This is a genomic window from Pelagimonas sp. KU-00592-HH, from assembly GCF_040369695.1.
In the GTDB taxonomy this organism is placed as follows: Bacteria; Pseudomonadota; Alphaproteobacteria; order Rhodobacterales; family Rhodobacteraceae; genus Shimia.
In genome coordinates this window covers 677,950-704,688 of sequence record NZ_BAABWM010000002.1, presented here as the reverse complement: position 1 = coordinate 704,688, position 26,739 = coordinate 677,950, and the positions used below count along the sequence as shown (strand labels likewise).

24 protein-coding genes are annotated in these 26,739 nt (G+C 60.5%); 15 read left to right on the top strand and 9 right to left on the bottom strand.

Annotated elements, in window-relative coordinates; genetic code table 11:
- The first annotated feature begins 64 nt into the window (after nucleotides 1–64).
- Together ABWV42_RS10550 and ABWV42_RS10545 are read left to right on the top strand one after the other, a co-directional pair.
- Entirely contained in the window at nucleotides 65–514 is a 450-nt protein-coding gene (locus ABWV42_RS10550) for a YtoQ family protein (RefSeq protein ID WP_353340067.1), read from the top strand.
- A 73-nt stretch (nucleotides 515–587) separates the two neighbouring features.
- Nucleotides 588–2,192 (top strand): GMC family oxidoreductase, encoded by a 1,605-nt coding sequence (locus ABWV42_RS10545; protein ID WP_353340066.1) that lies wholly within the window; start codon nucleotides 588–590, stop codon nucleotides 2,190–2,192.
- Between the two features lie 31 nt (nucleotides 2,193–2,223).
- On the opposite strand, the gene ABWV42_RS10540 is transcribed toward ABWV42_RS10545, so the two are convergent.
- Entirely contained in the window at nucleotides 2,224–2,922 is a 699-nt protein-coding gene (locus tag ABWV42_RS10540; protein ID WP_353340065.1) for a glutathione S-transferase family protein, read from the bottom strand.
- 141 nt (nucleotides 2,923–3,063) lie between these two features.
- Here ABWV42_RS10540 and mscL point away from each other — a divergent pair, with 141 nt between their 5' ends.
- Both mscL and ABWV42_RS10530 read left to right on the top strand, forming a co-directional pair.
- On the top strand, nucleotides 3,064–3,498 hold the full coding sequence (gene mscL / locus ABWV42_RS10535; protein WP_255103772.1) for a large conductance mechanosensitive channel protein MscL: 435 nt from the start codon (nucleotides 3,064–3,066) through the stop codon (nucleotides 3,496–3,498).
- 90 nt (nucleotides 3,499–3,588) lie between these two features.
- Nucleotides 3,589–4,395, top strand: a complete 807-nt coding sequence (locus ABWV42_RS10530; RefSeq protein ID WP_353340064.1) for a mechanosensitive ion channel family protein — start codon at nucleotides 3,589–3,591, stop codon at nucleotides 4,393–4,395.
- Nucleotides 4,396–4,497: 102 nt separating this feature from the next.
- On the opposite strand, the gene ald is transcribed toward ABWV42_RS10530, so the two are convergent.
- On the bottom strand, nucleotides 4,498–5,613 hold the full coding sequence (ald, locus tag ABWV42_RS10525) for an alanine dehydrogenase (RefSeq protein ID WP_255103769.1): 1,116 nt from the start codon (nucleotides 5,611–5,613) through the stop codon (nucleotides 4,498–4,500).
- A 140-nt stretch (nucleotides 5,614–5,753) separates the two neighbouring features.
- On the opposite strand from ald, the gene ABWV42_RS10520 reads away from it, so the two are divergent.
- Nucleotides 5,754–6,212 (top strand): Lrp/AsnC family transcriptional regulator, encoded by a 459-nt coding sequence (locus ABWV42_RS10520; RefSeq protein WP_353340063.1) that lies wholly within the window; start codon nucleotides 5,754–5,756, stop codon nucleotides 6,210–6,212.
- On the opposite strand, the gene ABWV42_RS10515 is transcribed toward ABWV42_RS10520, so the two are convergent.
- Complete coding sequence (locus tag ABWV42_RS10515) at nucleotides 6,209–7,183, bottom strand: P1 family peptidase (RefSeq protein ID WP_353340062.1); 975 nt, start codon at nucleotides 7,181–7,183, stop codon at nucleotides 6,209–6,211. The two genes, ABWV42_RS10520 and ABWV42_RS10515, sit on opposite strands and share 4 nt — an antisense overlap.
- A 284-nt stretch (nucleotides 7,184–7,467) precedes the next feature.
- On the opposite strand from ABWV42_RS10515, the gene ABWV42_RS10510 reads away from it, so the two are divergent.
- Nucleotides 7,468–8,712, top strand: a complete 1,245-nt coding sequence (locus ABWV42_RS10510) for an aminopeptidase P family protein (protein WP_353340061.1) — start codon at nucleotides 7,468–7,470, stop codon at nucleotides 8,710–8,712.
- A 132-nt stretch (nucleotides 8,713–8,844) separates the two neighbouring features.
- Here the strand turns inward: ABWV42_RS10510 and ABWV42_RS10505 are convergent, their stop codons facing one another.
- A complete protein-coding gene (locus ABWV42_RS10505; protein ID WP_255103763.1) occupies nucleotides 8,845–9,966 on the bottom strand; it encodes a serine/threonine protein kinase in 1,122 nt (373 codons plus the stop codon).
- Between the two features lie 405 nt (nucleotides 9,967–10,371).
- Here ABWV42_RS10505 and ABWV42_RS10500 point away from each other — a divergent pair, with 405 nt between their 5' ends.
- The 8 genes from ABWV42_RS10500 to ABWV42_RS10465 all read left to right on the top strand — a co-directional run bounded on the left by ABWV42_RS10500 (nucleotide 10,372) and on the right by ABWV42_RS10465 (nucleotide 18,768).
- A complete protein-coding gene (locus ABWV42_RS10500) occupies nucleotides 10,372–11,448 on the top strand; it encodes a coiled-coil domain-containing protein (protein ID WP_353340060.1) in 1,077 nt (358 codons plus the stop codon).
- A gap of 611 nt (nucleotides 11,449–12,059) precedes the next feature.
- On the top strand, nucleotides 12,060–12,401 hold the full coding sequence (locus ABWV42_RS10495; protein ID WP_353340059.1) for a hypothetical protein: 342 nt from the start codon (nucleotides 12,060–12,062) through the stop codon (nucleotides 12,399–12,401).
- Between the two features lie 117 nt (nucleotides 12,402–12,518).
- The gene (locus ABWV42_RS10490) at nucleotides 12,519–13,643 is read left to right on the top strand and encodes a hypothetical protein (protein WP_353340058.1); all 1,125 of its coding nucleotides are present in this window, start codon (nucleotides 12,519–12,521) and stop codon (nucleotides 13,641–13,643) included.
- A gap of 83 nt (nucleotides 13,644–13,726) precedes the next feature.
- A complete protein-coding gene (locus tag ABWV42_RS10485) occupies nucleotides 13,727–15,661 on the top strand; it encodes an AAA family ATPase (protein WP_353340057.1) in 1,935 nt (644 codons plus the stop codon).
- Entirely contained in the window at nucleotides 15,658–16,488 is an 831-nt protein-coding gene (locus ABWV42_RS10480; protein WP_353340056.1) for a hypothetical protein, read from the top strand. The genes ABWV42_RS10485 and ABWV42_RS10480 overlap by 4 nt, the downstream gene beginning before the upstream one ends.
- Entirely contained in the window at nucleotides 16,488–17,831 is a 1,344-nt protein-coding gene (locus ABWV42_RS10475) for a DUF6638 family protein (RefSeq protein ID WP_353340055.1), read from the top strand. Before ABWV42_RS10480 ends, ABWV42_RS10475 begins: the two co-directional genes overlap by 1 nt.
- 3 nt (nucleotides 17,832–17,834) lie before the next feature.
- Nucleotides 17,835–18,101: a hypothetical protein gene (locus tag ABWV42_RS10470; RefSeq protein ID WP_255103749.1), complete on the top strand. Its 267-nt coding sequence runs from the start codon at nucleotides 17,835–17,837 to the stop codon at nucleotides 18,099–18,101.
- A gap of 13 nt (nucleotides 18,102–18,114) precedes the next feature.
- Nucleotides 18,115–18,768 (top strand): DUF1523 family protein, encoded by a 654-nt coding sequence (locus ABWV42_RS10465; RefSeq protein ID WP_353340054.1) that lies wholly within the window; start codon nucleotides 18,115–18,117, stop codon nucleotides 18,766–18,768.
- Nucleotides 18,769–18,785: 17 nt separating this feature from the next.
- Here ABWV42_RS10465 and ABWV42_RS10460 read toward each other — a convergent pair whose 3' ends face one another.
- The 5 genes from ABWV42_RS10460 to ABWV42_RS10440 form a co-directional block, all read right to left on the bottom strand.
- Nucleotides 18,786–19,736: a YeiH family protein gene (locus ABWV42_RS10460; RefSeq protein ID WP_353340053.1), complete on the bottom strand. Its 951-nt coding sequence runs from the start codon at nucleotides 19,734–19,736 to the stop codon at nucleotides 18,786–18,788.
- Between the two features lie 61 nt (nucleotides 19,737–19,797).
- Nucleotides 19,798–21,573, bottom strand: a complete 1,776-nt coding sequence (gene xsc, locus ABWV42_RS10455; protein ID WP_353340052.1) for a sulfoacetaldehyde acetyltransferase — start codon at nucleotides 21,571–21,573, stop codon at nucleotides 19,798–19,800.
- A 116-nt stretch (nucleotides 21,574–21,689) separates the two neighbouring features.
- Nucleotides 21,690–23,147, bottom strand: coding sequence for a MocR-like pyridoxine biosynthesis transcription factor PdxR (gene pdxR / locus ABWV42_RS10450; protein ID WP_353340051.1), 1,458 nt, complete (start codon nucleotides 23,145–23,147; stop codon nucleotides 21,690–21,692).
- A 64-nt stretch (nucleotides 23,148–23,211) separates the two neighbouring features.
- The gene (locus ABWV42_RS10445; RefSeq protein ID WP_353340050.1) at nucleotides 23,212–23,802 is read right to left on the bottom strand and encodes a GNAT family N-acetyltransferase; all 591 of its coding nucleotides are present in this window, start codon (nucleotides 23,800–23,802) and stop codon (nucleotides 23,212–23,214) included.
- 100 nt (nucleotides 23,803–23,902) lie between these two features.
- Nucleotides 23,903–25,303: an aminotransferase family protein gene (locus ABWV42_RS10440; RefSeq protein ID WP_255103740.1), complete on the bottom strand. Its 1,401-nt coding sequence runs from the start codon at nucleotides 25,301–25,303 to the stop codon at nucleotides 23,903–23,905.
- Between the two features lie 408 nt (nucleotides 25,304–25,711).
- Here ABWV42_RS10440 and ABWV42_RS10435 point away from each other — a divergent pair, with 408 nt between their 5' ends.
- Nucleotides 25,712–26,707 carry a taurine ABC transporter substrate-binding protein gene (locus tag ABWV42_RS10435; RefSeq protein WP_353340049.1) on the top strand — a complete coding sequence of 332 codons (996 nt, stop codon included), beginning with the start codon at nucleotides 25,712–25,714 and terminating at the stop codon, nucleotides 26,705–26,707.
- The last annotated feature ends 32 nt before the right edge of the window (nucleotides 26,708–26,739 follow it).

Below are 26,739 nucleotides of genomic sequence, written 5' to 3'. Positions count from 1 at the left end.
TCTGCCCCTTGGCGGCCGGGCATCGGCCCTGTAGGCCTTGGGAAAGTTGTTCAGGGAGCGCAGCATGACACTCAAGGTTTATCTTTCCGGCGAAATTCACACCGATTGGCGCGAGCAGATCATTGAGGGGGCAAAAGACCTTGATGTGCGCTTTGCCAGCCCGGTGACCGATCACGCGGCCAGTGATGATTGCGGTGTGGCGATCCTTGGCGCCGAGGACAACAAGTTCTGGCATGACCACAAGGGGGCCAAGCTGAACGCGATCCGGACCCGCAAAGGGATCGAGGATGCCGACGTGGTGGTGGTGCGTTTTGGCGAGAAATACAAACAGTGGAACGCGGCCTTTGATGCGGGCTATGCAGCGGCGCTTGGCAAGTCGATCATCGTGCTGAGCATGCCCGAGCACCAGCACGCGCTGAAAGAGGTACACGCGGCGGCGCTGGCGGTGGCAGACGAACCCAAGCAGGTTGTCGAGATGCTGCGCTATGTATTGGGTGGCACGCTGCCAGCCTGAGCGTTGCGCTGCGTCACCCTTGCCGGATCAGGTTGAGGCTGCCTAGGCTCCTTTCCCAAAGGGGAGGGGTGTTATGGAATTTGATTATGTGATTGTCGGGGGCGGCTCGGCGGGCTGTGTGATGGCGGCGCGTCTGAGCGAAGACCCGGAGGTATCCGTCTGTCTGCTCGAAGCTGGCGGCAAGGGCGAAGACCTCGTGATCCGCGCACCGGCGCTGGTGGCGGCGATGATCTCGGGGCGGCCAAAGATCAACAACTGGGCGTTTCATACGGAACCGCAGCCCGAATTGAACGGGCGGCGCGGGTTCCAGCCGCGTGGCAAGACGCTTGGGGGATCGTCTGCCATCAACGCGATGCTGTATGTACGCGGGCACCAGTCGGACTATGACGATTGGGCCAATCTTGGCTGCGACGGCTGGGATTGGCAGAGCGTCCTGCCTTATTTCCGCAAGGCCGAAGGCAATGTGCGCGGAGGCGATGATCTGCATGGCGCGGACGGGCCGTTGCAGGTGCGGGACCAATCGGCCCCGCGGGCGATTTCCGAGGCCTTCGTGGATGCGGCCGGAGAGATGCAGATCCGCGCGAATGATGACTTCAATGGGCCGGAGCAGGAAGGGGCGGGCCTTTACCAAGTGACGCAGTTCCACAAGGGCAAGCGCGAAGGACAGCGGTGTTCGGCTTCGGCGGCCTATCTACGCAACATTCGTGAGCGGGCGAACCTGAGCATCGTGACCCGCGCCCACGCGCAGCGGGTGGTGTTCGAGGGCACCCGGGCGAGTGGCGTTGAGTTTCGCCAGAGCGGCAAGATGCAGGTGGCCAAGGCGCGGCGGGAAGTGATCCTGTCGGGCGGGGCCTTTGGCTCGCCGCAGCTTTTGATGCTGTCGGGCGTTGGTCCGAGGGATGAGTTGGCGGCGCAGGGGATCGAGGTTGTGCACGAGTTGCCCGGCGTGGGGCAGAACCTTCAGGATCACCTCGACTATGTGATGAGCTATCATTCCAAGCGCAAGGACGTGGTGGGGCTTAATCCGCGTGGGCTGTGGGATCTTGGCAAGGCCGGGATCAAATGGTGGCGCGAGAAGGGGGGCGAATTCTCGACATCTTTTGCCGAGGGCGGGGCGTTTTTCAAATCCGATCCGGGCATTGCGCGGCCTGATCTGCAACTGCATTTCGTGGTGGGGATCGTTGATGATCACATGCGCAAGATCCATCTGGCGCACGGGTTCTCCTGCCATGTATGCGTATTGCGGCCGCATAGCCGGGGGCATGTCGGGTTGGCCTCGGACCGGGCCGGGGATGCGCCCCGGATTGATCCGCAGTTCCTGAGCGACGAGCGCGATCTGACGCTGTTGAAGAAGGGCGCGCGGATGATGGAGGGCATTCTGGAGGCAGAGCCGCTGTCACCGTGGCGCGGCAAACGTCTCTATGCCCATGACGGCAGTGACGCGGCGCTTGAAGCGGATATCCGGGCGCGGGCGGATACGATCTATCACCCGGTGGGGACCTGCAAGATGGGCACGGACGAAATGGCCGTTGTGGACACAGAGGCGCGGGTTCATGGAGTCGAGGGGCTGCGTGTTGTCGATGCCTCGGTGATGCCGACGCTGGTGGGCGGGAACACCAATGCGCCGACCATCATGATTGCCGAGAAGATCGCAGACCAGATGCGCCAAGTGGCCTGAGCCGTCGGCGCATCCGGAATTGTAGCGCGGGTCAGGGCCGCGGCGGTGTATTGCGGCCTTTCTGGACGGCGGGGCGTGCCATGAAGCGTTCGATGTAGGCCGTCACATTGGGGAACTCGGACAGGCCGACGACTTCGGTTGCGCCGTAGAAATCCAGCGCACCGAGCCACGGGGCCAGCGCGATGTCGGCGATGGAATAGTCTCCGGCGATCCAGTCTTGGCCTTCAAGTTGCTGGTTCACCACGTTCAGCAGGCGTTTGGCTTCGTTGATGTAGCGCTCGCGGGGGCGCGGGTCTTCGATGTCTGCACCGGCGAACTTGTAGAAGAAACCAAGCTGGCCGAACATCGGGCCGACGCCGCCCATCTGGAACATCAGCCACTGGATCACCTGCGCCTTTTCGGCGGCGGTCTTGCCGATCAGTTGGCCGGATTTCTCGGCGAGGTAGATCAGGATGGCGCCGCTTTCGAACAGGGCGACCGGTTCGCCGTCGGAGCCGTTGGGATCGAGGATCGCGGGGATCTTGTTGTTGGGGTTCAGGGCCAGAAACTCGGGGCTTTTGACCTCGGCATCCGAGAGGCCCACCAGATGGGCCTCGTAGGGAAGGCCGATCTCTTCGAGCATGATCGACACCTTCACGCCGTTGGGTGTGGGGAAGGCATAGAGTTGCAGGATGTCGGGGTTCTCGGCCGGATATTTCCCGTTGATCGGGTGATCGGTCACAAAGCTCATGTCGCGTCTCCTCGTTGGCTTTGTGGGAAAGATAAGTGCTTTTTCCCATCATACCACGCCCATATCCGTGCGATGAGCAACATGGTACTCTGCGTCAGCGCAGAGACAAAGCGCGCGCGGGACAGGAAAAGGGAGAGTATCGTGCTTCAGGAATTCAAGGATTTCATTGCCAAGGGCAATGTGATGGACATGGCCGTCGGGATCATCATCGGCGCGGCCTTTACGGCGATCGTCAAGTCGATGGTCGGGGATCTGATCAACCCGTTTGTCGGGCTGTTCCTTGGCGGGGTGGATTTCACCAACCTTTACGTGGTTCTGTCGGGTGAGGTGGCCGCTGGTGCCAGCCTTGACGCGGCGCGCGAAGCGGGGGCTGCGGTCTTTGCCTATGGGGCCTTTATCATGGCGGTCATCAATTTCCTGATCATCGCCTTCGTGGTCTTCATGCTTGTGCGTTACGTGAACAAGGTGAAGGAAGCCGCGGCCAAGAAGGAAGAGGAGGCCCCGGCAGAGGAGGCCCCCGCCGGGCCGAGCGAGTTGGATGTGCTTCTCGAAATTCGGGATGCGCTGAACAAGTAACTGTGCAAAATGGCATGGTGATGGGTCCTTGCGGAGACGCGAGGGCCCAAATTTTTGGGAGGAACAGTTTTTGTTTCAAGGAGCGACTGAATGGAACAGTTGATTGAACAGGCCAACGGGTATGCCCCGCTGGTTGTTGCGGCCGCAAAGGCGCTGGTTGTTATCTTCATCGGCTGGATGGTGTCTGGGCTGGTGAGCGGGTTTATCCGCCGCAAGGTGAACGCCAACCCCGAGATTGACGATACGCTGGGCAATTTCGCGGCGTCGATCATCCGCTGGGTGATCTTGCTGATGGTTCTGGTGGCCGTGCTTGGCCTGTTCGGGATCGAGGCGACCTCGCTTGTGGCGATGATGGGCGCGGCGACGCTGGCCATTGGTCTGGCGCTGCAGGGCACGCTGAGCGATCTGGCGGCGGGGTTCATGCTGATCCTGTTCCGGCCCTACAAGATCGGCCAATACGTGGACATCGGCGGGACGTCGGGCACGGTGAAGGAATTGAACCTCTTCGTGACCGAACTGGTGACCCCGGACAACATCCAGATCATCGTGCCGAACGGGCAGGCCTGGGGCGCGATCATCACCAACTATTCGGCGCATGACACCCGTCGTGTCGATCTTGTGTTCGGCATCGACTATGGCGATGACGCGGACAAGGCGATGGAGATCATCCGTGCCCAGGTGGATGCCGATACGCGCGTGTCGGGTGATCCCGAGCCGTGGATGCGTGTCACCAACCTTGGCGACAGTTCGGTGGATATCACCGTCCGCGTCTGGTGCGCGGCGGCGGATTACTGGGATGTGAAGTTTGCTCTGACCAAGACGGTGAAAGAGGCCTTTGACCGTGGCGGCATTTCGATCCCTTATCCGCATACGGTGGAGATCAAGAAGGCCGGGTGAACGCACGGCTTTCTGACGGAACAAAAAAGCGCCCCCGGTTGGGGGCGCTTTCTTTTTCGGCGGAGAGAGAGGAGGAAGTCCGCCGAAGATGGCCGAGCGCGGTTACTTGATAACCAGGCTGGGCGAGATCACGTCGAGCCCGAGTGCTTCGCCAACGGCGTAGTAGGTCAGCTTGCCAGCGTGGACGTTCAGACCGTTCAGCAGGTGCGGATCGTCGGCGCAGGCCTGTTTCCAGCCCTTGTTGGCGAGGTTCAGCATGAACGGCAGGGTCGCGTTGCCGAGGGCCTGGGTCGAGGTGCGGGCCACAGCGCCGGGCATGTTGGCAACGCAGTAGTGCATGATGCCGTCGACTTCGTAGATCGGATCCGCGTGCGTGGTGGCCTTCGAGGTTTCAAAGCAGCCACCCTGGTCGATGGCGACGTCTACCAGCACTGCGCCGGGTTTCATGTCGGACAGTTGCGCGCGCGAGACCAGTTTCGGGGCGGCGGCGCCGGGGATCAGCACCGCGCCGATCACCATGTCGGCCTCGCGGACCAGCTCTGCGGTGGCACCGGCGGTCGAGTACTGGTTCTTGAACTCGCGGCCGAAGACGTCGTCGAGATACTTCAGACGCGCCAGCGAGCGGTCGAGGATGGTGACATCTGCGCCCATGCCTGCGGCAACCTTGGCGGCGTGGGTGCCGACAACACCGCCACCGATGACAACCACCTTGGCCGGGGCCACGCCGGGCACGCCGCCCATCAGGACGCCACGGCCGCCATTGGCTTTTTGCAGGGTCCAGCTGCCGACCTGGGGTGCCAGGCGACCGGCAACTTCGGACATTGGCGCCAGCAGTGGCAGGCCGCCGCGATCATCGGTCACGGTTTCATAGGCGATTGCGGTACAGCCGGACTCGAGCAGGTCGTGGGTCTGGTCCGGATCGGGGGCGAGGTGCAGGTAGGTGAACAGCAGCTGGTCTTCGCGCAGCATCTTGCGTTCGACGGCCTGCGGTTCCTTGACCTTCACGATCATGTCGGCGGTGGCGAAGATTTCCTCGGCGGTGTCGATGATCACGGCACCGGCGGCGACATAGTCTTCGTCGGTAAAGCCGGCACCCATGCCGGCGCCTTTCTGAATCACCACGTCATGACCGTTGTTGACGGCCTCGCGGGCGGCGTCGGGGGTCATCCCGACACGGAATTCCTGGGGTTTGATTTCGGTTGGGCATCCGATTTTCATTTGCGCGTCCTCCACATCTGCACTTTCCATCAGTGTGGGGAGAGTCGTTTGAAATGTGCTGCATATTTGAGCAGTTTATAAACGTGCATTTCGAAGAATCTTCGACTATAGGAGAAAAAAGCGCAAAAAGGTGTCGTCAAATGTCTCTTGATCAAACGGATCGTCGGATTCTCGGGGTGCTTCAGAAACGCGGCCGCATTTCGAACGCGGAGCTTTCGGACGAGGTGAACCTGTCGCAATCTGCCTGTCACCGACGGGTGCAGCGGCTTGAGACCGAGGGGTACATTCGCGATTATGTGGCCCTGCTGGATGCGCGCAAGATGAACGTGCCCGCGACGGTGTTTGTCGAGATCACGCTGTCCGGGCAAGCGGACGAGGTTCTGGATGCTTTCGAGAAGGCGGTGTCGCGTATTCCGGACGTGCTGGAGTGTCACCTGATGGCGGGATCGGCGGATTACATTCTCAAGGTCGTAGCCGAGAACACGGATGATTTTGCGCGTATCCACCGCCAGTATCTTGCCCGGTTGCCCGGCGTGGCACAGATGCAATCCTCGTTTGCCTTGCGGACGGTGTTCAAGACGACGGCCCTGCCGGTCTAACGGTAGCAGGGCAGCGTATCGCCCGGGTGCGGCGTTGCGTGATAGACGGCCCGCGCGATGGCACGGGCGAGGCAGGTGGCGGCGGCATGGCCGAGCCACAGTGTCTCCTCGACCGGGTTGGCCAGCGGCTTTTCAGACGTCGAGACCGCGAAGACGAGATCGCCATCCATCGGGGTGTGCGACGGGACAAGGGCGCGGGCCATCCCGTCGTGGGCGGCGGTGGCCATGCGGGTGCACTGGCTTTGGTCCAGCGTGGCATCGGTGGCGACAATGGCAATGGTCGTGTTGGTGTTGTGGCTGGCCAGTTTGGTGGGCGGCAGGTGCGCCAGCGCAGAGGGCGCGGGACCGTGGCCGCCGAATTCGTCTCCGATTTCGAAAGGGGCGGCCCAGAAATGGGTGTCATCCACGGTGGCGTCTCCAAGCGCGTTCACCGCCACGAGCGCGCCGACGGTATGACCGGAGGGCAGCACCATCGAGGCCGAGCCCAGCCCGCCCTTGCGCGTGGCGAGCGTTGCGCCAAAGCCCGCGCCCTCGGTGCCGATGTCGAAATCGACCCGGGCCGAAGCAAGCGCCGCTGCACCAAGGTCTTTGTAGGGGTTCTCCGCCCAGCTTTTGTCGCCACCGTTTAGGAGATCGAAGAGGATCGCGCCGGGCACGATGGGCACGGTCTGATCGCCAACGGCAAAGCCGCGGCCCTGTGTGCGCAGCGCATCGGCGACGCCGGAGGCGGCATCCAACCCAAAGGCGGAGCCGCCGGAGAGGACAAGGGCATCCACCTGTTGCACGGTCTTGTCCGGCGCGAGGAGATCGGATTCGCGGGTTCCCGGTGCCCCGCCCATGACGTGAAGGCCTGCCGTGAACGGCTGATCTGCGACAAGCACGGTGACACCTGTCTTGACGGTTGCGTCCGAGGCATTGCCGACCCTGAGGCCGGACACATCGGTGATGAGATTGCGCGGTCCTGTCTGCATGTCGCCTCTCCCCTTGGCATGGGGCCGACCCTAGCGGCTGGGTTGGCTGGTGCAAGGGAGATGGTTCAAATGCGACCTGCCTTTGGCGGGAATGAGCTTGAGGGGAGGCTCTGGTTCTGAGAGGATCATCTGCAAGCAAATGGCGATGGCGTCGCCACGTTTGCCGGCCAAGGTGCCCAGGCAAGCGCGCTTATCCATCCAGTCCTGAACGCCGGGACCTCTTTTGAAAGCACGCGCGTCAAAAGAGGGCCTGATGCCCGACGCGCTCTGAACTGGAGGTCAAAATGACTGCTATTCCTCGTTACCAAGATCTTGATGCGGCGGCTGCACGCCCGGATTTCTATCGTTTCCACAACGGTGAAAAGGCCGGTTTGCAGTTTTCCGATGACGAATACGCCGCGCGTGTCGCGGGCCTGCGCAAGATCATGGCCGAACAGGGTGTCGACGCGGCGGTGTTTTCGTCGATGCACAACATTTCCTATTACTCGGGCTTTACCTATTGCGCCTTTGGGCGGCCCTATGCGCTGGTTGTGACCGAAAGCGCCTGTGCTACCATCTCGGCGGGGATTGATGCCGGTCAGCCGTGGCGCCGTTGCTACGGGGACAACATCACCTATACCGACTGGCAGCGCGACAACTACTGGCGGGCGATCGAGAGCGTTTCCGGCTCGGGGCGTGTAATCGGCTATGAGAGTGACCACCTGAGCCTGATGCAGAAAGCCAAGCTCGACGCCTTCCTGTCGCCGTCGAAGACCGTGGATCTGTATGAAGACACCATGCGGCAGCGTATGCACAAGTCGACGGCCGAGATCGAGATGATCCGCGCAGGCGCGGCGGTGGCCGACGTGGGCGGCTATGCGATCCGCGATGCCGTCAAGGAAGGTGCGCGCGAGATCGACGTGGCGATGGCGGGCCGTGATGCGATGGAGCTGGAGATCGCCAAGCGGTTCCCGGATGCCGAATATCGCGACACCTGGGTCTGGTTCCAGTCGGGCATCAACACCGACGGGGCGCACAACCCTGTGACCGGGCGTGTTCTTGAGCGCGGCGATATCCTGTCGCTGAATACCTTCCCGATGATCTCGGGCTATTACACCGCACTGGAGCGGACCATGTTCGTGAAAGAGGTGGACGCGGCGAGCCTGCGCTACTGGGAAGCCAATGTGGGCGCGCACGAGCTGGGCATTTCCCTGCTGAAGCCGGGCGCGAGCTGTGCCGAGATCACCCACAAGATCAACGCGTTCTTTGCCGAGCGTGACATGCTTCAGTATCGCACCTTTGGCTATGGCCACTCGTTTGGTGTGCTGTCGCACTACTACGGACGCGAGGCCGGTCTGGAACTGCGTGAAGACATCGACACGGTGCTTGAGCCGGGCATGGTGATCTCGATGGAGCCGATGCTGACCATTGCCGACGGCAAACCGGGGGCGGGTGGCTACCGCGAGCATGACATCCTGGTGATCAACGAAGACGGCAACGAGAACATCACCGGATACCCTTACGGGCCAGCGTTCAACGTGGTCGGCTGACGGAACGGGCCAAGGGTTTTCGAAAACCCTTGGCAAGAAAATTCGAATTTTCTTGCGCGCCATGCGTTGAGGGGATCGAAAAAGCCGCGTCCGGAGGGGCGCGGCTTTTGTGTGTTTCTGACTGTCCGTGGCTTACTGCTTGGGGAAGTAATCCTCGCAGTCGCCGTCGCGGTAGACATCGGCGGTACAGCAGTGCAGGCCGCCGCCAAAGGCATAGGCGTCGCGCAGGTCGACTTCGACCACTTCCATGCCAAGTTTGTCCATCTGTTCGGCCTGATAGACCTCGGACTTTTCAACACAGACGGTTTTCGGATCAAGCACCAGCACGTTCATCGACAACCAGGTCGAGGAATAGCACAGCGGCGGCGGGGTGTTGTGGGCGGGCTGGGCCGAGTCGACGATTTCCCAGCCGTTCCTGTTGAACATCTCGCGCTGTTCTTCCGGCAGGCGGCGTTGCGGGTTGTTCAGGATCAGGCCCGGGCGCAGCGGGGTAAAGGTGGCGTCGATGTGGATCGGGTAGGGATCGCCTGGGAAGTTCACGGTGTGCACGCGGTGCTCCGGGAAGTGACGGCGCAGCCATTCGATGCCCTTGAGGTTGGTGGTAAAGCCGTGTTGCACCACCAGGTCCTTGCCGAAACGCAGCACGTCGGCAGCGTCAAAAAGGGGCTCTTCCTCGGTGGTGACAAAGAATTTCTCTTCGGCCCATTTCAGGCGCTGCGCCACGCCGATTTTCTCGGACAGGTAGTCGGGGTGGTAATCCGCGTCGGTCAGGCGCGGCTTGGGGGCGGCCTCGTGGCGGAAGTTCGGGTCTTCGTCCCAGTATTGCTGCATGAGGGGGCGGTAGTTCAGGTATTCGAACCAGCGGCAGCGATAGGACATGGTGGCTTCGAGGATCTCGTGGCCGACGGTCAGTAGCACGTCGCGCGGCGGCATGCAGCCGAACTGGCTATCGGTGTGGAAATCCGGGGTGGTGGCGGGCAGCGAATGGTCGATCGGTGTCGGGCGGTCGACACGGATGCCGCGTTTGCGGAGCTGATCGGCAAAGCCGTCGAGCAGTTCGTTGGCGCGGTCGATGGTTTCCTGCGGGCGGCGGCCCCATTGGCCGCGCATGTCGCTGTCTTCCGGCACTTTTGCATCGAGTGCGGGTTCTTCCGGCGGGATGTGGCAATCATCGGCACGTCCCACGATCACGTGGCGCAGCGTGTCCCATTCGTTCCAGCTTTTGACTTCGGTTTTGTCCGGCGACCAGGCCATGAACCCTCTCCTGTTCTGCGGGAGAGGGCAGCGGGGCCTTCAATCTCCCGATTGAAAGTCCCGGCGTACAGGAACATGAAATGCGGCAAGAGCAAACGCGCTCTCCGGCGACGCCATCGCCGTGTGCTCGAGGCGTAGATATAGCATCGACGGGGGAGGCGGGGAAGATGATTCAGGGCGCGGGTGGCTCTCTGTCGGAACAATGCCCATCCGCTATGCAGTTGCGCGCGGCATGATCGGGCGATTGCGGCCTGCGCGATCGGTCGCGCCCCAGTGAAATCAACAATCCCTTTCCTTTGCAGTGCGCATTTGCAACACTTTTGGCAAATGCGGATCGGGGTGGATGTAAATCTGATTAACACTCCCCATATCCGTCTCAACTAATTGAGAACAAGGGAGAGTTTCATGGCAAATTTTGAATCACAAGTGCGCGAATCCCAGGAGCAGGTGGCGGCGGCGCAGGCCAAGATCGCCGAGTTGACCAGCCGGATCGAAACCGCGCGGGCGAAGATGAAAACCGGTGACGACGTTTCCATCGACATCGAGAATGCGACGCTGGATGACGTGCACGCCCATACCGACGTGATGAATGCCAACATCGCAGAGCTGATCATGGGGCTGGATGACGTGACCGCGGCCTTTTCCAAGGATTTTGACGCGATGCGCGACAAGACCGGATGGGAGAGCTTTGTCGGCATCTTCAGCCGTGGCAAATCCGAGAGCATGCGTCAGGAGCGGATGAAGACTGCCAATATCGACGACAAGCTGCAGGACCTGATTGCCAAGTCGGACGTGATCACCAACCTTCTGGAAGGCCAGCTGAACGTGCTGACCGAGCAAAAGGAAAAGGTGGAGGCGAACCTGACCGAGACGCTGGACGAGCGCGAGATGACGGTGGGCGAGCTGGAGAGCCTGCGGGCCGAGATCCTTGGCATGGACCCGAAGATCATCGAGGTCGAGAACAAGATCGCGGTGGAACAGGATGCGGCGGCCCGTACCAAGCTGGAGACCGAGCTGGCGGACCTGAACAAAGCCTATAACGAGCTGGTGCAGCAGGAGCAGGTGAAGCTGGCCAAGAGCCAGACGCTGGAACGTTATATCGAGAAGGGCAAGACCTGGGTCGACTCGTTGCAGAACCAGGCGGCGACGCAGATGGTGCTGATCAACAAGTTGCAGACTGACACCAAGCAGCGGGTTGTGCTCTATGATGCGCTGACCAAGTCATTGAAGACGGCGCAGCAGCAGGATGTGGCGCACAGGATCAACGAGATCGGCGTGGAGACCGACAAGGAGGCGCAGGCCTCGATGGCGGCGATTGGCACGGCGACGAACCAGCGGATGGCGGACATGCTCGAGGCGCACGAGGGCCACATGGTCTTTGCCCGTGACGTGCTGGAGGCCAAGGCCAAGGCGGATGAACGCTTTGCCCGCCGGTTCCAGAAGATCGTCGAGAAGCACGACAAGAACCTTTACGGGGCGTGAGTTTGGACCTGTGGGACGCACTTTCCGTCATCGTGTGGCCGATGAACTGGTTCTGGTGGTGGGTGCTTGGAGCCGTCTGGCTATCGATGGCGCTTTTCCTTGTCCCGGTTCTGGGGCCGTCTGCATGGCTTCTCGTCGTTTTCGTCGTCGGGGGCTTGATAGTGTCAGCGCATGATCTCCGGATGAAGTCCGGTGAAGAGTGACAAGATCAACACAGGTTCGCACCGGACCCGAGAGGGGCGGGAAGCTAAGGCGAGTGCGGTACGAGTTTTTGTTCCTAAATCGGGAACGGTTTGGCTCAATGCTTAGGTTTCTGGAGATGGATCAAGATCGTGGATGAATGGCAAAGAGAGATTATTCGACTTTATCTCTGGTTGTTTTTCAAAGCTGCCTTTGTGGCCTCAGTGACAGTGCTTTTCTGTGTGTGGGTCTTGCACTCAGCTATTGTTCCAAGGGCATTTGGGGAGTTTTTGTTTGTTGTTGCGAGTTGTGCGCTTCTTTTATGGTTTTTCTCTTTCCATCAGGGGTTTTCGCAGAAAATGAAAGACATGGATCGTAAGCATAGGCCGTGGAAGTATCATGACTGAACCTGCAACAGGGTGTGAGTGAGAATGCGGTTTGTTGCGGGTGAGAGAGGCCGGAAGGGGCCGGCGCGTATCTTTTCGGTGCGCCAGCTTGACCCGGGCTTCAGGCCGCGCTGGCACACGTTGGAAATTCGTTTGTTTAAGCTGATGATCCTGCTGATTGCCTTGTTGCTCATCGGAGGATTTTCCGGAACGGCGTGGCTTGCGATGTTTGGGTTTTACGGTCTCGGATGTGCCTTCGTTTCTGTTTTTGCGCTGAGGTACGGATCGAACGTGATGGCGGCGCTAGGCTATTGGTTTCCGCCCTTGGCGTTGAGGGCCACGCAACTGGACACTTGGCTTGAGCGGGACTTGGAATGGAAAGAGTGACAGTGATCCACAAAGCAACACAGGTTCGCACCGGACCCGAGGGTGGGGGCGTCTTCGCCCCCGCCCTGGGGGGCGGGTCGGGGGCGAACCGGTTCGCAAGCGAACCGGGGGAAATAAATGACTCAGACCCAAACCGCGGACCATAAGGCCCTGCGCGACACCTATGCGTCGCGGCGGTATTTCAAGAAGTTCGAGAAGATCACCGGGCACCTGACGCAGGTGGCGGCGGCGCAGGCGGCGGAGGGGCGCTTGGGCGGGACCGAGGTCAAGGTTCTGACCCGTTATCTCGTGAAACTGTCCTTTACCTTCAAGGCGCTGGCCATGAAGTACCTGCTGGTTGGGCGCGAGACCGGGCGTTTCTTTGGCTCGTTGCAGATGGATGAGGTCGAAAGCGGCTTTCCGGTGTTCAACGAGTTGCTGGTCATGGCCAATGACGCACAGCAGGCCGACAGCCATCTGCGCAACATGCCGGATGATGCGGCGCTGAAGGACCAGATGCTGCGCAAGATCATTGGCGAACGCGAGATTCCGACCAAGCTGCAATTCGCGCTGTCGCAGCGGCTCTACTATGAAGAGTTGATGCGCGGCGAGCTGTTCTGGGCGCAGAACCATCCGGAGGCGCTTTGGCTCGAAACCATGGGCGAACGGCGGCGTCGCTTTCTGGTACATTGGGCGGTCTATGACAGCCAGATCAACCTGCCGACGCTCTATCTCATGGAGGTCGAGGACAGCGGCCGCACGGCGCTGCCCAAGGACGAGCGGCGCTGGCCCGAGGCGCAGGCGCACCTGATGGGGCAGAGCCTAGGGGGATTGAAGCTGGTGACGATTGCCAAGGGGTTTGACGAGAGTTTCGACGATCTCCATCCCAAGCGGCTCAGGCGGTATCACGTGGGGCCGATGTATTCCTCGGCCTTTACCCGCCAGAAGGGGCCGATCCGGGATGTTCTCGAGACGGCGCGGGCCCCGGCGGGCGAGGACTGGACCCTGGCCTGGACGGTGGAGGATCTGGAAAGCGAAAGCGTGCGCGAAGAGCGGGCGGGATGGTTTTCGACCGTGGAGCGCGAGGTTTTCGCGCTTGATCCCTTCTCGGGGCGCGGGGTGGACACCGGCGCGACCCGCACCGAGCGCAGCATCATCATGCCGCAGCGCCCGTTCCAGGTGCTGGAAGAGCTGAACCCGCCGGGGTTCGGGGCGGTGACGAAATATGTGGTGAGCCCGCAAGGGCGGGTGCTGCGCTATTGAGGGGCGGCTGCGCCGCCTTGCCTGCGGCGCGAGTATTTTTGGTGCATTGAAGAGATGCCGAGCGGAATTTTGTGGAGTGAGAGATGAGCCTGACTAGTGACCTGATGGAACTGCGCGAGGAGGATATTCGCAAGCATTACGATGCGGCGGTGGGGATGCTGGACGGGTTTGACCACACGCCGCGGATTGCCAAGGGGCGCGAGATGGCGGCGCCGGAACGGTCAAGCGGGCTGGCGACGCGGCGCCGGTTCCGGTCGACCACGCCGGGGCTGGTGACGCGCTCGACTGCGCGGCCCGAGGGGGTGCATCTGATCAACCGGATCGAGGCGGCGGACGGGGAAGACCCGCTGGTGTCGCCGGTGCAGGCCAATGTGATGAGCGGGTTGCGCCGGGCGCTGGCCATTGCGCTGGCCGTGGGAGAGAACGTGTCGGAGGCCTCGGGGCTGGATGACATGAAACGCGACAACCTTGCCGGCGCGCTGGGCGCGGATCGCAAGGCGGCGTTTTCGGAGTTGCTGACCGCCGAGGCGCTGGTGGTGGCGCATGTCTTTGCCAATGCCACGGCCTTTCTTCTGGCCCCCTACCTTGGTGAGGTCTCGGTCGAGGTGGGCGAGGTCGAGGAGGTTCTGACCGACAATGCCCAGCTGGCGTTGCACGGGCTGTTGTGGGAGCTGGATCAGGATATCGCGGCATTGGTGACGGATGAGGACCGGCTGGTGGCCTGTGTCTGTGCCTTTGCCGAACAGGTGATGGAAAAGGTGACCCTGCGGGCGCAGAATGCCGGGGGGCTTGGGGCCTTCGAAGGGGCGAGCTGGCGGGTGGAGGCGGATGACCTCACGCTGAACGGGTTCACACCGGCGCGGGCGGGCAAGGGATCGACCCTGACCATGAGTTTCAAAAAGCCCAACGAGGTGGTGGGCAACCATATCGCCAAGTACCAGGCGATGAAACTGGCCAAGATGCTGATGGCCTATGATTTCGATCGCCGCCTCAACCCCTTTGCCGAGATGGGTGGTTTCATCTTTACCTTCATGGGGGATGGCGCGCCGGGCACGGGCAAGACGACGCTGATCCAGATGATGGCCGGGTTGATCAACGACTATTGTGGTGTGGCGGGCTATCCGTTCCGCTATCAGAACTTTGGCATCGACAATATCGACAGCTATCAGGGCAAGTCGGGACAGAATGCCAAGGCCTTTGTCCAGAACGTGCTTGACCCGCAGGTGATCGGATTTGGCACCATCGACGACATCGACCAGATTGCCGGCAAGCGCGGGGACAGACAGTCTTCGGCGGGGCAGCAGGAGGTGACCGCGGTCTTCATGGAGGCCTTTGCCGGGGCCAATACGGTGGTGCGCGGCAACTGTACCTTTGGCATGTTCTCGAACTATCCCGAGAACGTGGACGATGCCCTGCGCCAGCGGGCCGGGGCGCGGTTTCTCGTGGATGGTCCGCAGACACGCGAGGACTATATCGACATCCTCGCGCTTTTGATGGGCAAGAACCATGACATCCCGCTGGGGGCGCATGACCTGTTCGAGGCGCAGGCGATCCAGAAGGCGGTTGCGAAATCCTTCGAGGCGCATGGGCGGCCGCAGGAGGCGGGGCTGATGAACGTCTTTGACAGGGTGTCGGGCGAGGTGGGTGAACTGGACACGATTGCCAAGCTGGGTACCTATCTCAAGGGCATTCAGGAGGCCGATCCGCGTTTTACCGGGCGGGCGATCAAGAACATCACCGATGCGGTGAAAGTGCGGGCGATGGACTTTGAGCTGCCGGATGAGTGGATGGAGAACCCGGAGCTGTTCCTGTTCCAGCCCTATGAGCGCAAGAAGGACATGATCGGGGCGCTGCGGGTGCCGATCACGGTGGAGATGGTGGTGCAGGAGATCAACCGCTACGCGGATTCCGAGTTCCGCTATGCGGACAAGTCGGACGAGGTGGCGATTGAAGACGCCGTACGAGACATGCGCCGGATGGCGGAAGCGAAGAAGCGGTATTTGGGAGGCGAGGGGTGAAACGGCTTTGGAAGTGGCTAAGAGTCTATCCGCGGTATCGCTGGACCAGATACGATGTCCTCGTCCGACGTGGAGCGGCAGCAACGGGTATCTTCTTCGTTTTTGTAGTGATTTACGGATGGTCAGTTAGTTGTGTCACAGCTTCTGAGGCAAGCGAGTGCCGATCGCGTTTCTATTGGTTTTGGAATGCTTCACCGAATGAATTTGGAGATACCCTTGCAGGCATTGCAGGGGCACTTGCCTTTCTTTGGATTATTGTAACCGTGATGTTGCAAAGCAAGGAGCTTACGGCTCAAAGGCAGGAGCTGAAGTTGGCTCGAAAGGAGTCCGAAAAAATGGCACATGCTTTGCAGGCTCAAGCAGATATTTTCCGTGACGAGCAAAGGCAAAGACAGGAGACCGAAGCTAAAGACTACTTGGAGAAACTTCTTGATGGTCTTGTAAGTAGTTTTGTTTGGGTTTCGTTGCCCTATGAGGTGTCTTGGCTTGTTCGCAGGAACAAGCCTGAAGGAGAAATCCAGGAATTCTATGTGAAGATAGAAGGCCATGGAGATGATCGCAATTCGTGTATCCAACGTTTTACGAGATCCGTGACCTTTGCTTGGGCGATATTTGTTGCGGAAAATGAAGAGCAGGAAGTGGTTCGAACAACCAAGTTTCTTGCCCAACGCATGAGAATTTCCAGGTTTCTGACCGAAATTGACGAACTGATGCCGTCTCTCTCGCGGGCAGAGAAAATTGTACTCGAGGATTTGGGGCTATTGCACACTAAACACGAATGGCTTGATTTGCTGGATTGCGAGGAAATCTGGGATGAGGAAAGCTGATGCACCGACTGATTGAACGCGGCCTGATGTTTGGGAACCTGATCGAGGTGTCTTCGCCGGTGCTGGTGGAACGCTATAACCGGGCGCTGGAGCATTTGACGGGCAAGCGCACGGGGCTGGAGGATTTCCACATCGACATCTCGGGCTATAGTCCCGAGATCGGTGACGAGCTGGAAGATCATCTCTACCTCAACCATGGGGGCTGTAACCGGCAGTTCATCCTGCTGACCACGGAACAGCGACATGCGCCGTTGCTGAATGCCAAGTTCTCGACCAGTCGCGAGATTCTAAAGCAGTTCATCACCGACAACGAGCCGCAATTGTTTGCCCTGACCGCGCGGGATGCAGTGGCGGGGGAGCTGGTGAACTCGGTCTTTTCGGTCAGCGCGCCAGAGCGGCTGTTTGATATCCGCAAGGTGGTGGTCGAGGCCGATACCACCGAGGGCACGCTGCGCGATGCCGAACAGCTTGGCCGGATGGTCGACCGGTTCAAGGATGAGGAGGACGCCTGGTTCGATGATGTGCTGATCGCCGAGATGATCGGTCTGGCCAAGCGTACCGGAGACGTGACCCGCAATCCGGTGCGGCTGCGTCATGCGGAATTCGGGCAGGATGATTTCTGGACGGCGCATTTCGGCGGGCTCTACCTGTTTCGCGGGGTCGAGCATCCGGCGCTGATTGCCCGGCAGGACACGGCGGCGCTTGGATCGCTGCCGATCAAGCACCAGTTCGACTTTTCCGAGCGCAACCGGATTGCCCGGTTCCTTGAGCTGAACGATCTTGTCGAGCCGATCGTGAAGGCGCGGGGCATCGATGCAGGCGCAATCCTGCGGCAGAAGATGGATTTCATCGTGGTTGATGCGGCGCAGGAGGCGGGTGTGGACCTGACCGGGGCGACCCGTCGCGACATACGCGCGCTGGCGCGTCAGCACGCCGACCAGTTGCCGGCCGAGTATCACGGGCTGCGGCAGTTGTTGAATTGGGCCGAGAGCGGTGGGCCGTGGCCGCGCATCACCTCGGATCATCCGGCCTATTTCTATACGCTGCGCGCCGCAGACAGGCCGCAGCAGGATCTGGTGAACATGCTGTTGTCGGAGCTTGCGCCCAAGGACGTGCGGCAGCTGTTCATCTGTCACAAGGAGGTCTTCTACCGTCTCTATGCGACGTGGAGTGAGACCAAGAAATCCTATGTGGCGGATTTTCTCGACCGCGAGTATCAAGCGGACAAGGCCGGTGCGCGGGCGGCGCTTTTCGGGCATGATGCCCCGATGGACACCCCGCCACAGCCACCGCGCGAGGACCTGATCCAGCGGGTTGGTCCCTGGGGCGCGGTAAGGAGGTAGAAGATGTTTGCACTGCTGCGCCTGAGCGTGATCGGTTTCATCGTCCTGACGGTGATCTATGTCTGCCTGTCGTTCTATTCCCGCGCCGTGCGGAGGGGAAAGCTCGAGGCGGAATGGGAGGAAGAGGGCATGACCGGCGACCGGGATGCCTTTGTCCGGGCCGGTCTTGAGGACTATGACGGGTCTTTGCGCCGCAAGCTGATCCTTGGCGTCTATGTGGTGCCGGTCTGCATTGTGATTGCCTTGATCTATTTCACGAATTTCCACTAAGGGGGCCGAGGGTATGGTCTATGTAAAATGGGTTTTCTGGGGGCTGTTCTGGGTCTTCGTGGCGGGGTTCTTCCACTATACGCTGCCGCAGAACGATATTGTCCGGATCGCCGACACCTATGAAAAGCGGATCGACTTTGGCGAGAACTCGATCTTCTGGTCCTCGCCGGATGCCGGCAATGCTACGGGCACGGTGAACCGCGATGTGTTCTTCGTGCAAGCGTTCTATGAGAACGAGCGCCCGATGGTCTATCGCAACGAGGATACTGGCTGGAGCTGGCCGCCGTATTTCAAGTTCGACACCGCGAACCTTCAGGCCGAGGCGACCGATCTGAAATCCACCAAGGAGGCGCCGAACTGGGTGGCGATCAAGCACTATGGCTGGCGCAACGAGTTCCTGTCGATCTATCCCAATGCGGTGGGCGTAAAGGCCGTCGCGGGGCCGGATGTGCGGATCATTCCCTGGCTCAACATCATTATCCTGACCCTGTTTGCCGCGGTGGCCTGGGCGGTTTACGTGCGCTGGCGCAGGTTCCGCGAGGCGCGGATCGATCCGGTGCTGGAGGATGTGAACGAGAGCCTGGAAGCGGCGGGCGACAACCTTGCCGAAAAGCGGGGCCGCCTGCGCCGCTGGCTCGACACCTGGAAGAGCAAGCCGCGCAGGTAAGTTTGCCCCTGTCGGGATCAGCTTAGCAGCTTGATCCCGGCGAGGATGAAGAGGGCGATAAAGAGCGTTTCAAAACTCAGGAGCGCGATGGCCGCGCCGCCCACTTTCAGAAGTTGCCGGATGTCCGTCTTCATGCCGACCGCTGCAATCGCCGTCAGCAGGAGCCAGCGGGAGGCGGTGGAGAGGATATCCACGACGAAGGCGGGAACGAGGTGCAGGGTGTTGAGACACGCCAGCACAAGGAACCCGATCACGAACCCCGGCAGGATCGGCGGCGAGTTTTCACCGCTTGGCAGGGTCGCGAAGCGCCGGATGAGGAGCGATGCGACAAGCACGACCGGGGCAAGCATGGCAACCCGGATCAGTTTGACCAGCGTGGCCGTGTCACCGGTGGTTTCCGAAATGGTGAAACCGGCGCCGACCACCTGCGCGACGTCATGAATGGTGCCGCCAAGGAAAATCCCGCCCTGTACTTCGGAAAGGTCCAGCGCGCTGACTGCGATGGGATAGAGGATCATGGCGAGGGTCGACAGGATCGTGACGCCCATCACGGTGAAGATCAGGCGTTCCTCTGAGCGCTCGTCCCGCGGCAGGATCGCGGAGATGGCCATGGCTGCGGAAGCACCGCAGATGGCAACTGATCCGGCGGTCAGGAAGGCAAAGCGCCATGCGTGACCAAAGAAACGCGAGACCGCGAGACCGAAGGCAATAGTGGCCACGACCCCGGCAACAACGAGAAGGATAACGCTTGGACCAAGGCCCATCATCAGATCAAAGCTGATGCGTGCGCCCAGAAAGGCGACCCCGAGGCGCAACAGTGACCGTGCGCCAAAGGCAACGCCGGGCACAGTACGGCCTTCCTGGCCCAGGAAATTCACGGCGATCCCAAGCAGCAACGCCAGCAGCATCGCGGGCGTCCCATAGTGTTCTGCAAGAAATTTGGCCGTGATCGCGACGATCACGGCCATGGTTACCCCTGGCGCTAACTCTTTGGATTGAGCGCGCCAGTGGTCGATGGATATGTTCACCTTAGCCTACCTGTTGCGGACGCATGTCGTCTTTGGAGATGCCTGCAACCTTGACCGGGTTTTTCATCGCATCGCGACGGAAGGGTTCACCCAGTTCCTGGTTGATCATGGCTTCAATCAGGGTGGTGATACCGTTCTTCTGGTCTTCCACGGCCTGGCTCAGGGCGGCGGTGAGTTCGTCCATGGTGCGGGCGACAACACCCTTGAGGCCGCAGGCCTGCGCGATGCCGGCATAGGACACCTGGGTGTCCAGTTCGGTGCCTACGAAGTTGTCGTCAAACCAGAGGGTCGAGTTACGCTTTTCGGCACCCCATTGGTAGTTGCGGAAGACAACCTGGGTCACGGCGGGCCATTCTTCACGGCCGATGGCGGTGAGTTCAGTCACGGCAATGCCGAATGCGCCGTCACCCGAGAAACCGACAACCGGAACATCAGGGCAGCCGATTTTCGCGCCGACAACCGACGGCAGACCATAGCCACAGGGGCCGAACAGGCCGGGGGCGAGGTATTTGCGGCCTTCTTCGAAGGACGGATAGGCGTTGCCGATGGCGCAGTTGTTGCCGATGTCGGAGGAGATGATCGCCTCTTTCGGCAGGGCAGACTGGATCGCGCGCCACGCCATGCGGGGGCTCATCCAGTCGGGTTTGTCAGCGCGGGCGCGTTCGTTCCAGGTGGTGCCCGGATCGTCGTCTTCGTGGTCCATCGAGCTCAGTTGCTGGGCCCACGCGGACTTGGTGGTCGAGATCAGGTTGAGACGATCATCGCGACCTTCGTCACCGGCGGTGTCCGACAGCTTTTCGAGGATCGAGGTGGCCACTTTCTTGGCGTCGCCGACGATGCCGACGGTGACCGGCTTGGTCAGGCCGATGCGGTCGGGGTTGATGTCGACCTGAATGATCTTCGCGTCGGTCGGCCAGTAGTCGATGCCATAGCCCGGCAGGGTCGAGAAGGGGTTCAGGCGGGTGCCGAGAGCGAGAACAACGTCGGCCTTGGAGATCAGTTCCATGCCGGCCTTGGAGCCGTTGTAGCCGAGGGGGCCTGCGAAGAGCGGGTGCGAGCCGGGGAAGGCATCGTTGTGCTGGTAGCCGCAGCAGACCGGGGCGGAGAGGCGTTCGGCCAGGGCCTTGGAGGCTTCGATTGCGCCACCGATGACAACGCCCGCACCGTTGAGGATGACCGGGAACTTGGCGCTGGAGAGCAGGGCTGCTGCCTCGTCGAGGGCATCTTCGCCGCCGGAGGGGCGCTCGAAGTCGACGATGGCGGGCAGGTTGATGTCGACAACCTGGGTAAAGTAGTCACGCGGCACGTTGATCTGGGCCGGGGCCGAGTTGCGCTTGGCCTGCATGATGACGCGGTTCAGAACTTCTGCCATGCGCGACGGATCACGCACTTCTTCCTGGTAGCAGACGCAGTCGGCGAACATGCGCATCTGTTCCATTTCCTGGAAACCGCCCTGACCCATGGTCTTGTTGGCCGCCTGCGGAGTGACCAGCAAGAGCGGGGTGTGGTTCCAGTAGGCGGTTTTGACGGCGGTCACGAAGTTGGTGATGCCGGGGCCGTTCTGAGCAACCATCATCGACATCTTGCCGGTGGCGCGGGTGTAGCCGTCAGCCATCATGCCGCCCGACCCTTCGTGCGCACAGTCCCAGAAGGTGATCCCGGCTTCGCCGAAAATGTCGGAAATAGGCATCATCGCAGAGCCGATGATCCCGAAGGCATGCTCGATGCCGTGCATTTGAAGGACTTTTACAAAGGCCTCTTCGGTGGTCATTTTCATGGGGAATCACTCCTTGTTCGCGCGCGGCGGAATTGGCTGTTGTTGAACCCGAATTTACGATTCACTGGCCTTACTCGATAGGGCCAGAGTTTTTTGCAAAATAGGTCCAGTTGTTTTTATCCTTTGATGGCCTCGGCAATCAGGCTCACACCCTTGTGGATACGTTCGTTCGGAATGGATGAGTAGGCGAGGCGATAGAAGTTGCGGGGCCGTCCGCGGCCGTGGAAAAACGGGCGTCCGGGTTCGATCAGCACGCCGTTGGCCTGAAGTTTGAGGGCAAGTTTTTCGGTGTCGACGCCTTCGGGCGCGCGCATCCAGAAAGATGAGCCGCCATGTACCCCTTGTCCGGCAATTGTCAGGCCGTGTTCCTCGATGGCGTCGCGCATGGTTGTGCGGCGGACGCGCAGGGCCTCGCGAAGGCGCCGGATCAGGGCGTCGTAGTGGCCAAGTGACAGGAAGTACGCGGTGGTGCGTTGGATATGGCCGGGTGGGTGGCGCAGGATCGAGGCCCGTAGGGCGCGGGCCTCGCGGATGAAGGCTTCGGACCCGACGAGATAGCCGAGCCGCAGCCCCGGAAACAGGGATTTCGAGAAGCTGCCGACGTAGATCACCCGCCCGTCGGTATCGAGCGATTTCAGCGCCGGAGACGGGGCATCAAGGAAGGACATCTCGAACTCGTAGTCATCCTCGACGATCAACGCATCCAGTTCGCGGGCCCGTTCCAGAAGGGCATGACGGCGTGACATCGGCATGGTTGCCGCTGTCGGACACTGGTGGCTTGGCGTCGTGAAGATCACGTCGGTATCCGGCGGGATGTGATCCGGTTGAAGGCCGTCACGATCAACAGGCAAAGGGGCAACATGGCAGCGCGACTGGTTCAGGATGTCCCGCATGGCGTGGTAGCAGGGGTCTTCGATCGCGGCCATGCGACGTTGGGTGAGGAGAATCTGAACCGTCATCCAGAGGGCGTTTTGCGCACCGACGGTGATGAGGATTTCCTCGGGCCGCGCGATGATCCCCCGGCGCGGCAGGGTGTTGCGGGCGATGAACTCGATCAGGCGCGGATCGTCGTGATCGTAGTAGTCGGTGGTCAGTGCCGTGAAGTCTTTCTGACCCAGGGCCTGAAGCGCACACAGGCGCCAGTTGGCATGGTCGAAAAGGGACGGGTCGGTCTGGCCATAGATGAACGGGTATTTGAACGAGGCCCAGTTCTGCGGCTTTTCGGGGGTGTCGCCACCGGTGAAGCGTTTGCCGATGGCGCGGGTCCAGTCGACCTGGTCTTCGCCGCGCACAACGGGGGTGAAGTTTGGAGGGACCGGCGCGTTTTCAGAGACGAAATAGCCGGACCGCCCACGCGACGTAAGATAATCGTTCGCCAGCAGTTCGGTATAGGCCAGTGTCACGGTGATCCGGCTGATTCCGAGGTGGGTGGCGAGTTTGCGGGTTGATGGCAGTCGTTCTCCCACGCGAAAGCGCCCCGAGAGAATGCCCTCGGCGATCATCTGCTGGATCTGGGCCTGCAGGGTTCCCTGGAATTGGGGGTTGAGGAAGAAGGTTTCGACAGAGATGGCCATGAGCGTAGGTTAGTTTGGACTTACGGGTGGCGCAATCTGGTCTGACTGCGCCGCGAATTCACTTTTAGCTGCGTGGCTTCTGCAGCTGCCAGATCAGGTTGGCTTTTACTGTTGGCCACTCATTAGGCAGCACAGAGTAGACAGCGGTGTCACGTAGGGTGCCATTTGCCATGACGATGTGATTGCGGATCACCCCATCCAGTTTTGCGCCCAGTCTCTCGATCGCGCGGCGGGATTGGACATTGATGAAGTGCGTGCGGAACTCGACGGCGATGCAATCGAGTGTTTCAAAGGCATGTTGCAGCATAAGCAGTTTGCATTCGGTATTCATCGGGCCGCGTTGCACGGATTTGCGATACCAGGTCGAACCTATCTCGACGCGGCGGTTGGAGCTGTCGATGTTCATGTAGGTGGTCATGCCTACGGCTTTGCCTTCTGGGGTGAGAACCGCGAACGGCAGCATCGAGCCATTGCTCTGCAGGTTAAGGCGACGGTCAATTTCGGCCGACACATCATCCGGGGCGGGGATCATCGTGTACCACAGGCGATGGAGGTCACCGTCGGCCGAAGCTTCGGCCAGATCAGTGGCGTGACTGTGATCCAGTGCCGCAAGAGCAACGTGTTGACCTTGCAGAGAAACGGGGGCGGGCCACATCTTTGGGTATCCTTCTTGTTGAGTTCTGGATGCCAGATGTAGAAAAGACGGCCCATTGGAAAGGGCCGACTCTGTGACTTTTAACCAGACCAATTAGCCGTTAGCCAAAGACCTTGGTCAGGGCTTTGTCGACGGCGTCGGTGATCGCGTCGATGTCGTCCGCAGTGGCAATCAGCGCCGGCGAGAAGCACAGCACGTTGTTGCGACCCGGGATCGAGCGGTTGGCCGCGCCGATGATGACACCCTGAGCGCCACAATCGCCAACCACGGCCATCACGTCTTTTTCATCGACGGGTTCCTTGGTTTCGCGGTCTTTGACCAGCTCCATGCCAAGGAACAGACCCTTGCCGCGCACGTCACCGACGATTTCGTGCTTCTCCATTAGCGCCTGAAGGTTGCCCATCATGCGCTCGCCCATCTTGGTGCAGTTCTCGAGGAGGTTTTCCTCTTCGATGATCGCCATGTTTTCCAGTGCTGCTGCCGGGCCGGCGGTGCAGCCGCCGAAGGTCGAGATGTCACGGAAGTGGTTGAGCTTGTCGTCCGGGTTGTCCTTGAAGACGTTGAACACCTCTTCGGTGGTGACCATGCAGGCAATCGCTGCGTAACCCGAGGCGACACCTTTCGCCATGGTCACGAAGTCGGGCTTGATGCCGTAGTGCTGGTAGCCGAACCATTCGGTGCCGGTACGGCCAATGCCGCAGACAACTTCGTCGATGTGCAGCAGCACGTCGTACTGTTTGCAGATCTCCTGAACGCGCTCCCAGTAGCCTTCCGGCGGGGTGATGACGCCACCCCCGGCGGTGACCGGTTCGAGGCAGAGGGCGCCAACGGTTTCCGGACCTTCGCGCAGGATGACTTCCTCGATCAGGTTTGCGGCTGCGATGCCGAACTCGCGGCCCGACAGGTGCTCGAGGCCCAGTTCGTGCTTGCGGTATTCCATGCAGTGGGGGACGCGCACGAAGTCAGGCGCGAAGGGGCCATATTGCATGGTGCGCTCGTCCTGGCCGCCTGCCGACATGGTGGCGAGGGTCGAGCCGTGGTAGTCGCGGTCGCGGTAGAGGATCTTGGTTTTCTTGCCGCCGTATTTCTTGTGTGCGATCTGGCGCACCATCTTGAAGGCCTTCTCGTTCGCTTCCGAACCCGAGTTGGTGTAGTAGACGCGGCTCATGCCGGGCATTTTCTCGATCAGCTTTTCGGCAAACAATGCGCCGGGGATCGAGCCGCCGGAGTTGGCGAAGTAGCAGACCTTCATCAGCTGGGCGTGTACCGCGTCAGCAATGCGGGCGCGGCCATAGCCGACGTTTACTGTCCAGACGGCACCGGAAACGGCGTCGATGTATTCCTTGCCGTTCTGGTCCCAGACGCGCATGTCCTTGCCTTCGATGATGATCCGGGGATCGCTGGTTTCGAAGGGCTTGTGCTGAGTCAGGTGGTGCCACACGTGGGCTTTGTCTGCAGAGACGACCCGTTCCAGATCGTTTTCGTTGAAGTTGCCGTCCATAGGGACACCTCGCTGTATTTATAGGCTTCGTTTCGAGTACATGGGAAAGAACCGGGAGAATCCGGTCTGTTCTTGGGATCATCCTCGCCAATATTTCCGGCACATCAATAGGTCCAGTGACTTAGTTGATGTATGGCCAATTTGAGTTTCGGATGTTGCGCGAATTTTCCTTTCTGAAAGCTAAGCTATTGCAAATTTGAAACTTTTTACCCTGTGACCCGTCACGAAATCTCGTGGAAGCGACAACAGTTTCGCAGATGCGTGCAAAAAAACATTTGCTCGGAAGCTATGTTTCGCATCGAATTGGCATTGCGCAGGGTCAAGCACCTTTGCGCTCCTGCAAAGAGACGGAACGTCCTGCGGGAATTTCTGCAAAGCAATTCGCAGTTCAACACGGGAGAACTAAATATGACTATGAAGCGCAAGCTGACTGGTGCCGTTGCAGCCATGGCTCTGTTGGCCGGTACCCAGGCGATGGCCGAAGAGATCACCGTCGCCTACTTCCTCGAATGGCCGATGCCGTTCCAGTATGCCAAGGAACAAGGCACTTATGACGAAGCCATGGGCGTCAAGATCAACTGGGTCAGCTTTGACACCGGCACCGCGATGAGCGCGGCAATGGCATCGGGCGACGTGCAGCTTTCGGTAAGCCAGGGTGTGCCGCCGTTCGTTGTGGCAACCAGCGCGGGCCAGGACCTGCAGATCCTCGACGTGGCCGTGAGCTATGCGGACAACGACAACTGTGTCGTGGCCGAGGCGCTTGAGATCGACAAGGATTCGGCAGGTGAACTGGCTGGCAAGAAAGTCGCCGTTCCGCTGGGGACTGCCGCGCACTATGGCTTCCTGAGCCAGATGAACCACTTTGGTGTGGACGTCGGTTCAATGGAAATCGTTGACATGGCACCGGCAGAAGGCGCGGTTGCGCTTGAGCAGGGCTCGGTCGACATGTTCTGCGGCTGGGGTGGTGCGCTGCGTCGTGCCAACGAGTTCGGTAACAACCTGTTGTCCGGCGCGGAAAAAACCGAGCTTGGCATCCTGGTGTTCGACGTGACTTCCGGGCCGGCGGGCTGGGTCGCCGAGAACGGTGAGCTTGTCTCGAAGTTCCTGAAAGTGACCGCTGATGCCAACGCGATGTGGGCCGACGAGGCAAACCACGCCAAGATGCTGCCGGTGATCGCCAAGGACGCGGGTATGGATGAAGAGGCCACCATGGCCACCATCTCGACCTTCACCTTCCCGACCGTGGATGACCAGCTGAGCGGTGCCTGGCTGGGTGGTAATGCGCAGACCTTCATGAAGGGTGTTGCGGATGTGTTTGTGGGTGCAGGCTCGATCGACTCGGCGCTTGATACCTATGAAAACGCTGTGAACACCGGGCCGCTGACCGCCGCCCAGGGCATGTAATTCTCCCGGGGGTTCGCCCGCCTTGCCGCATC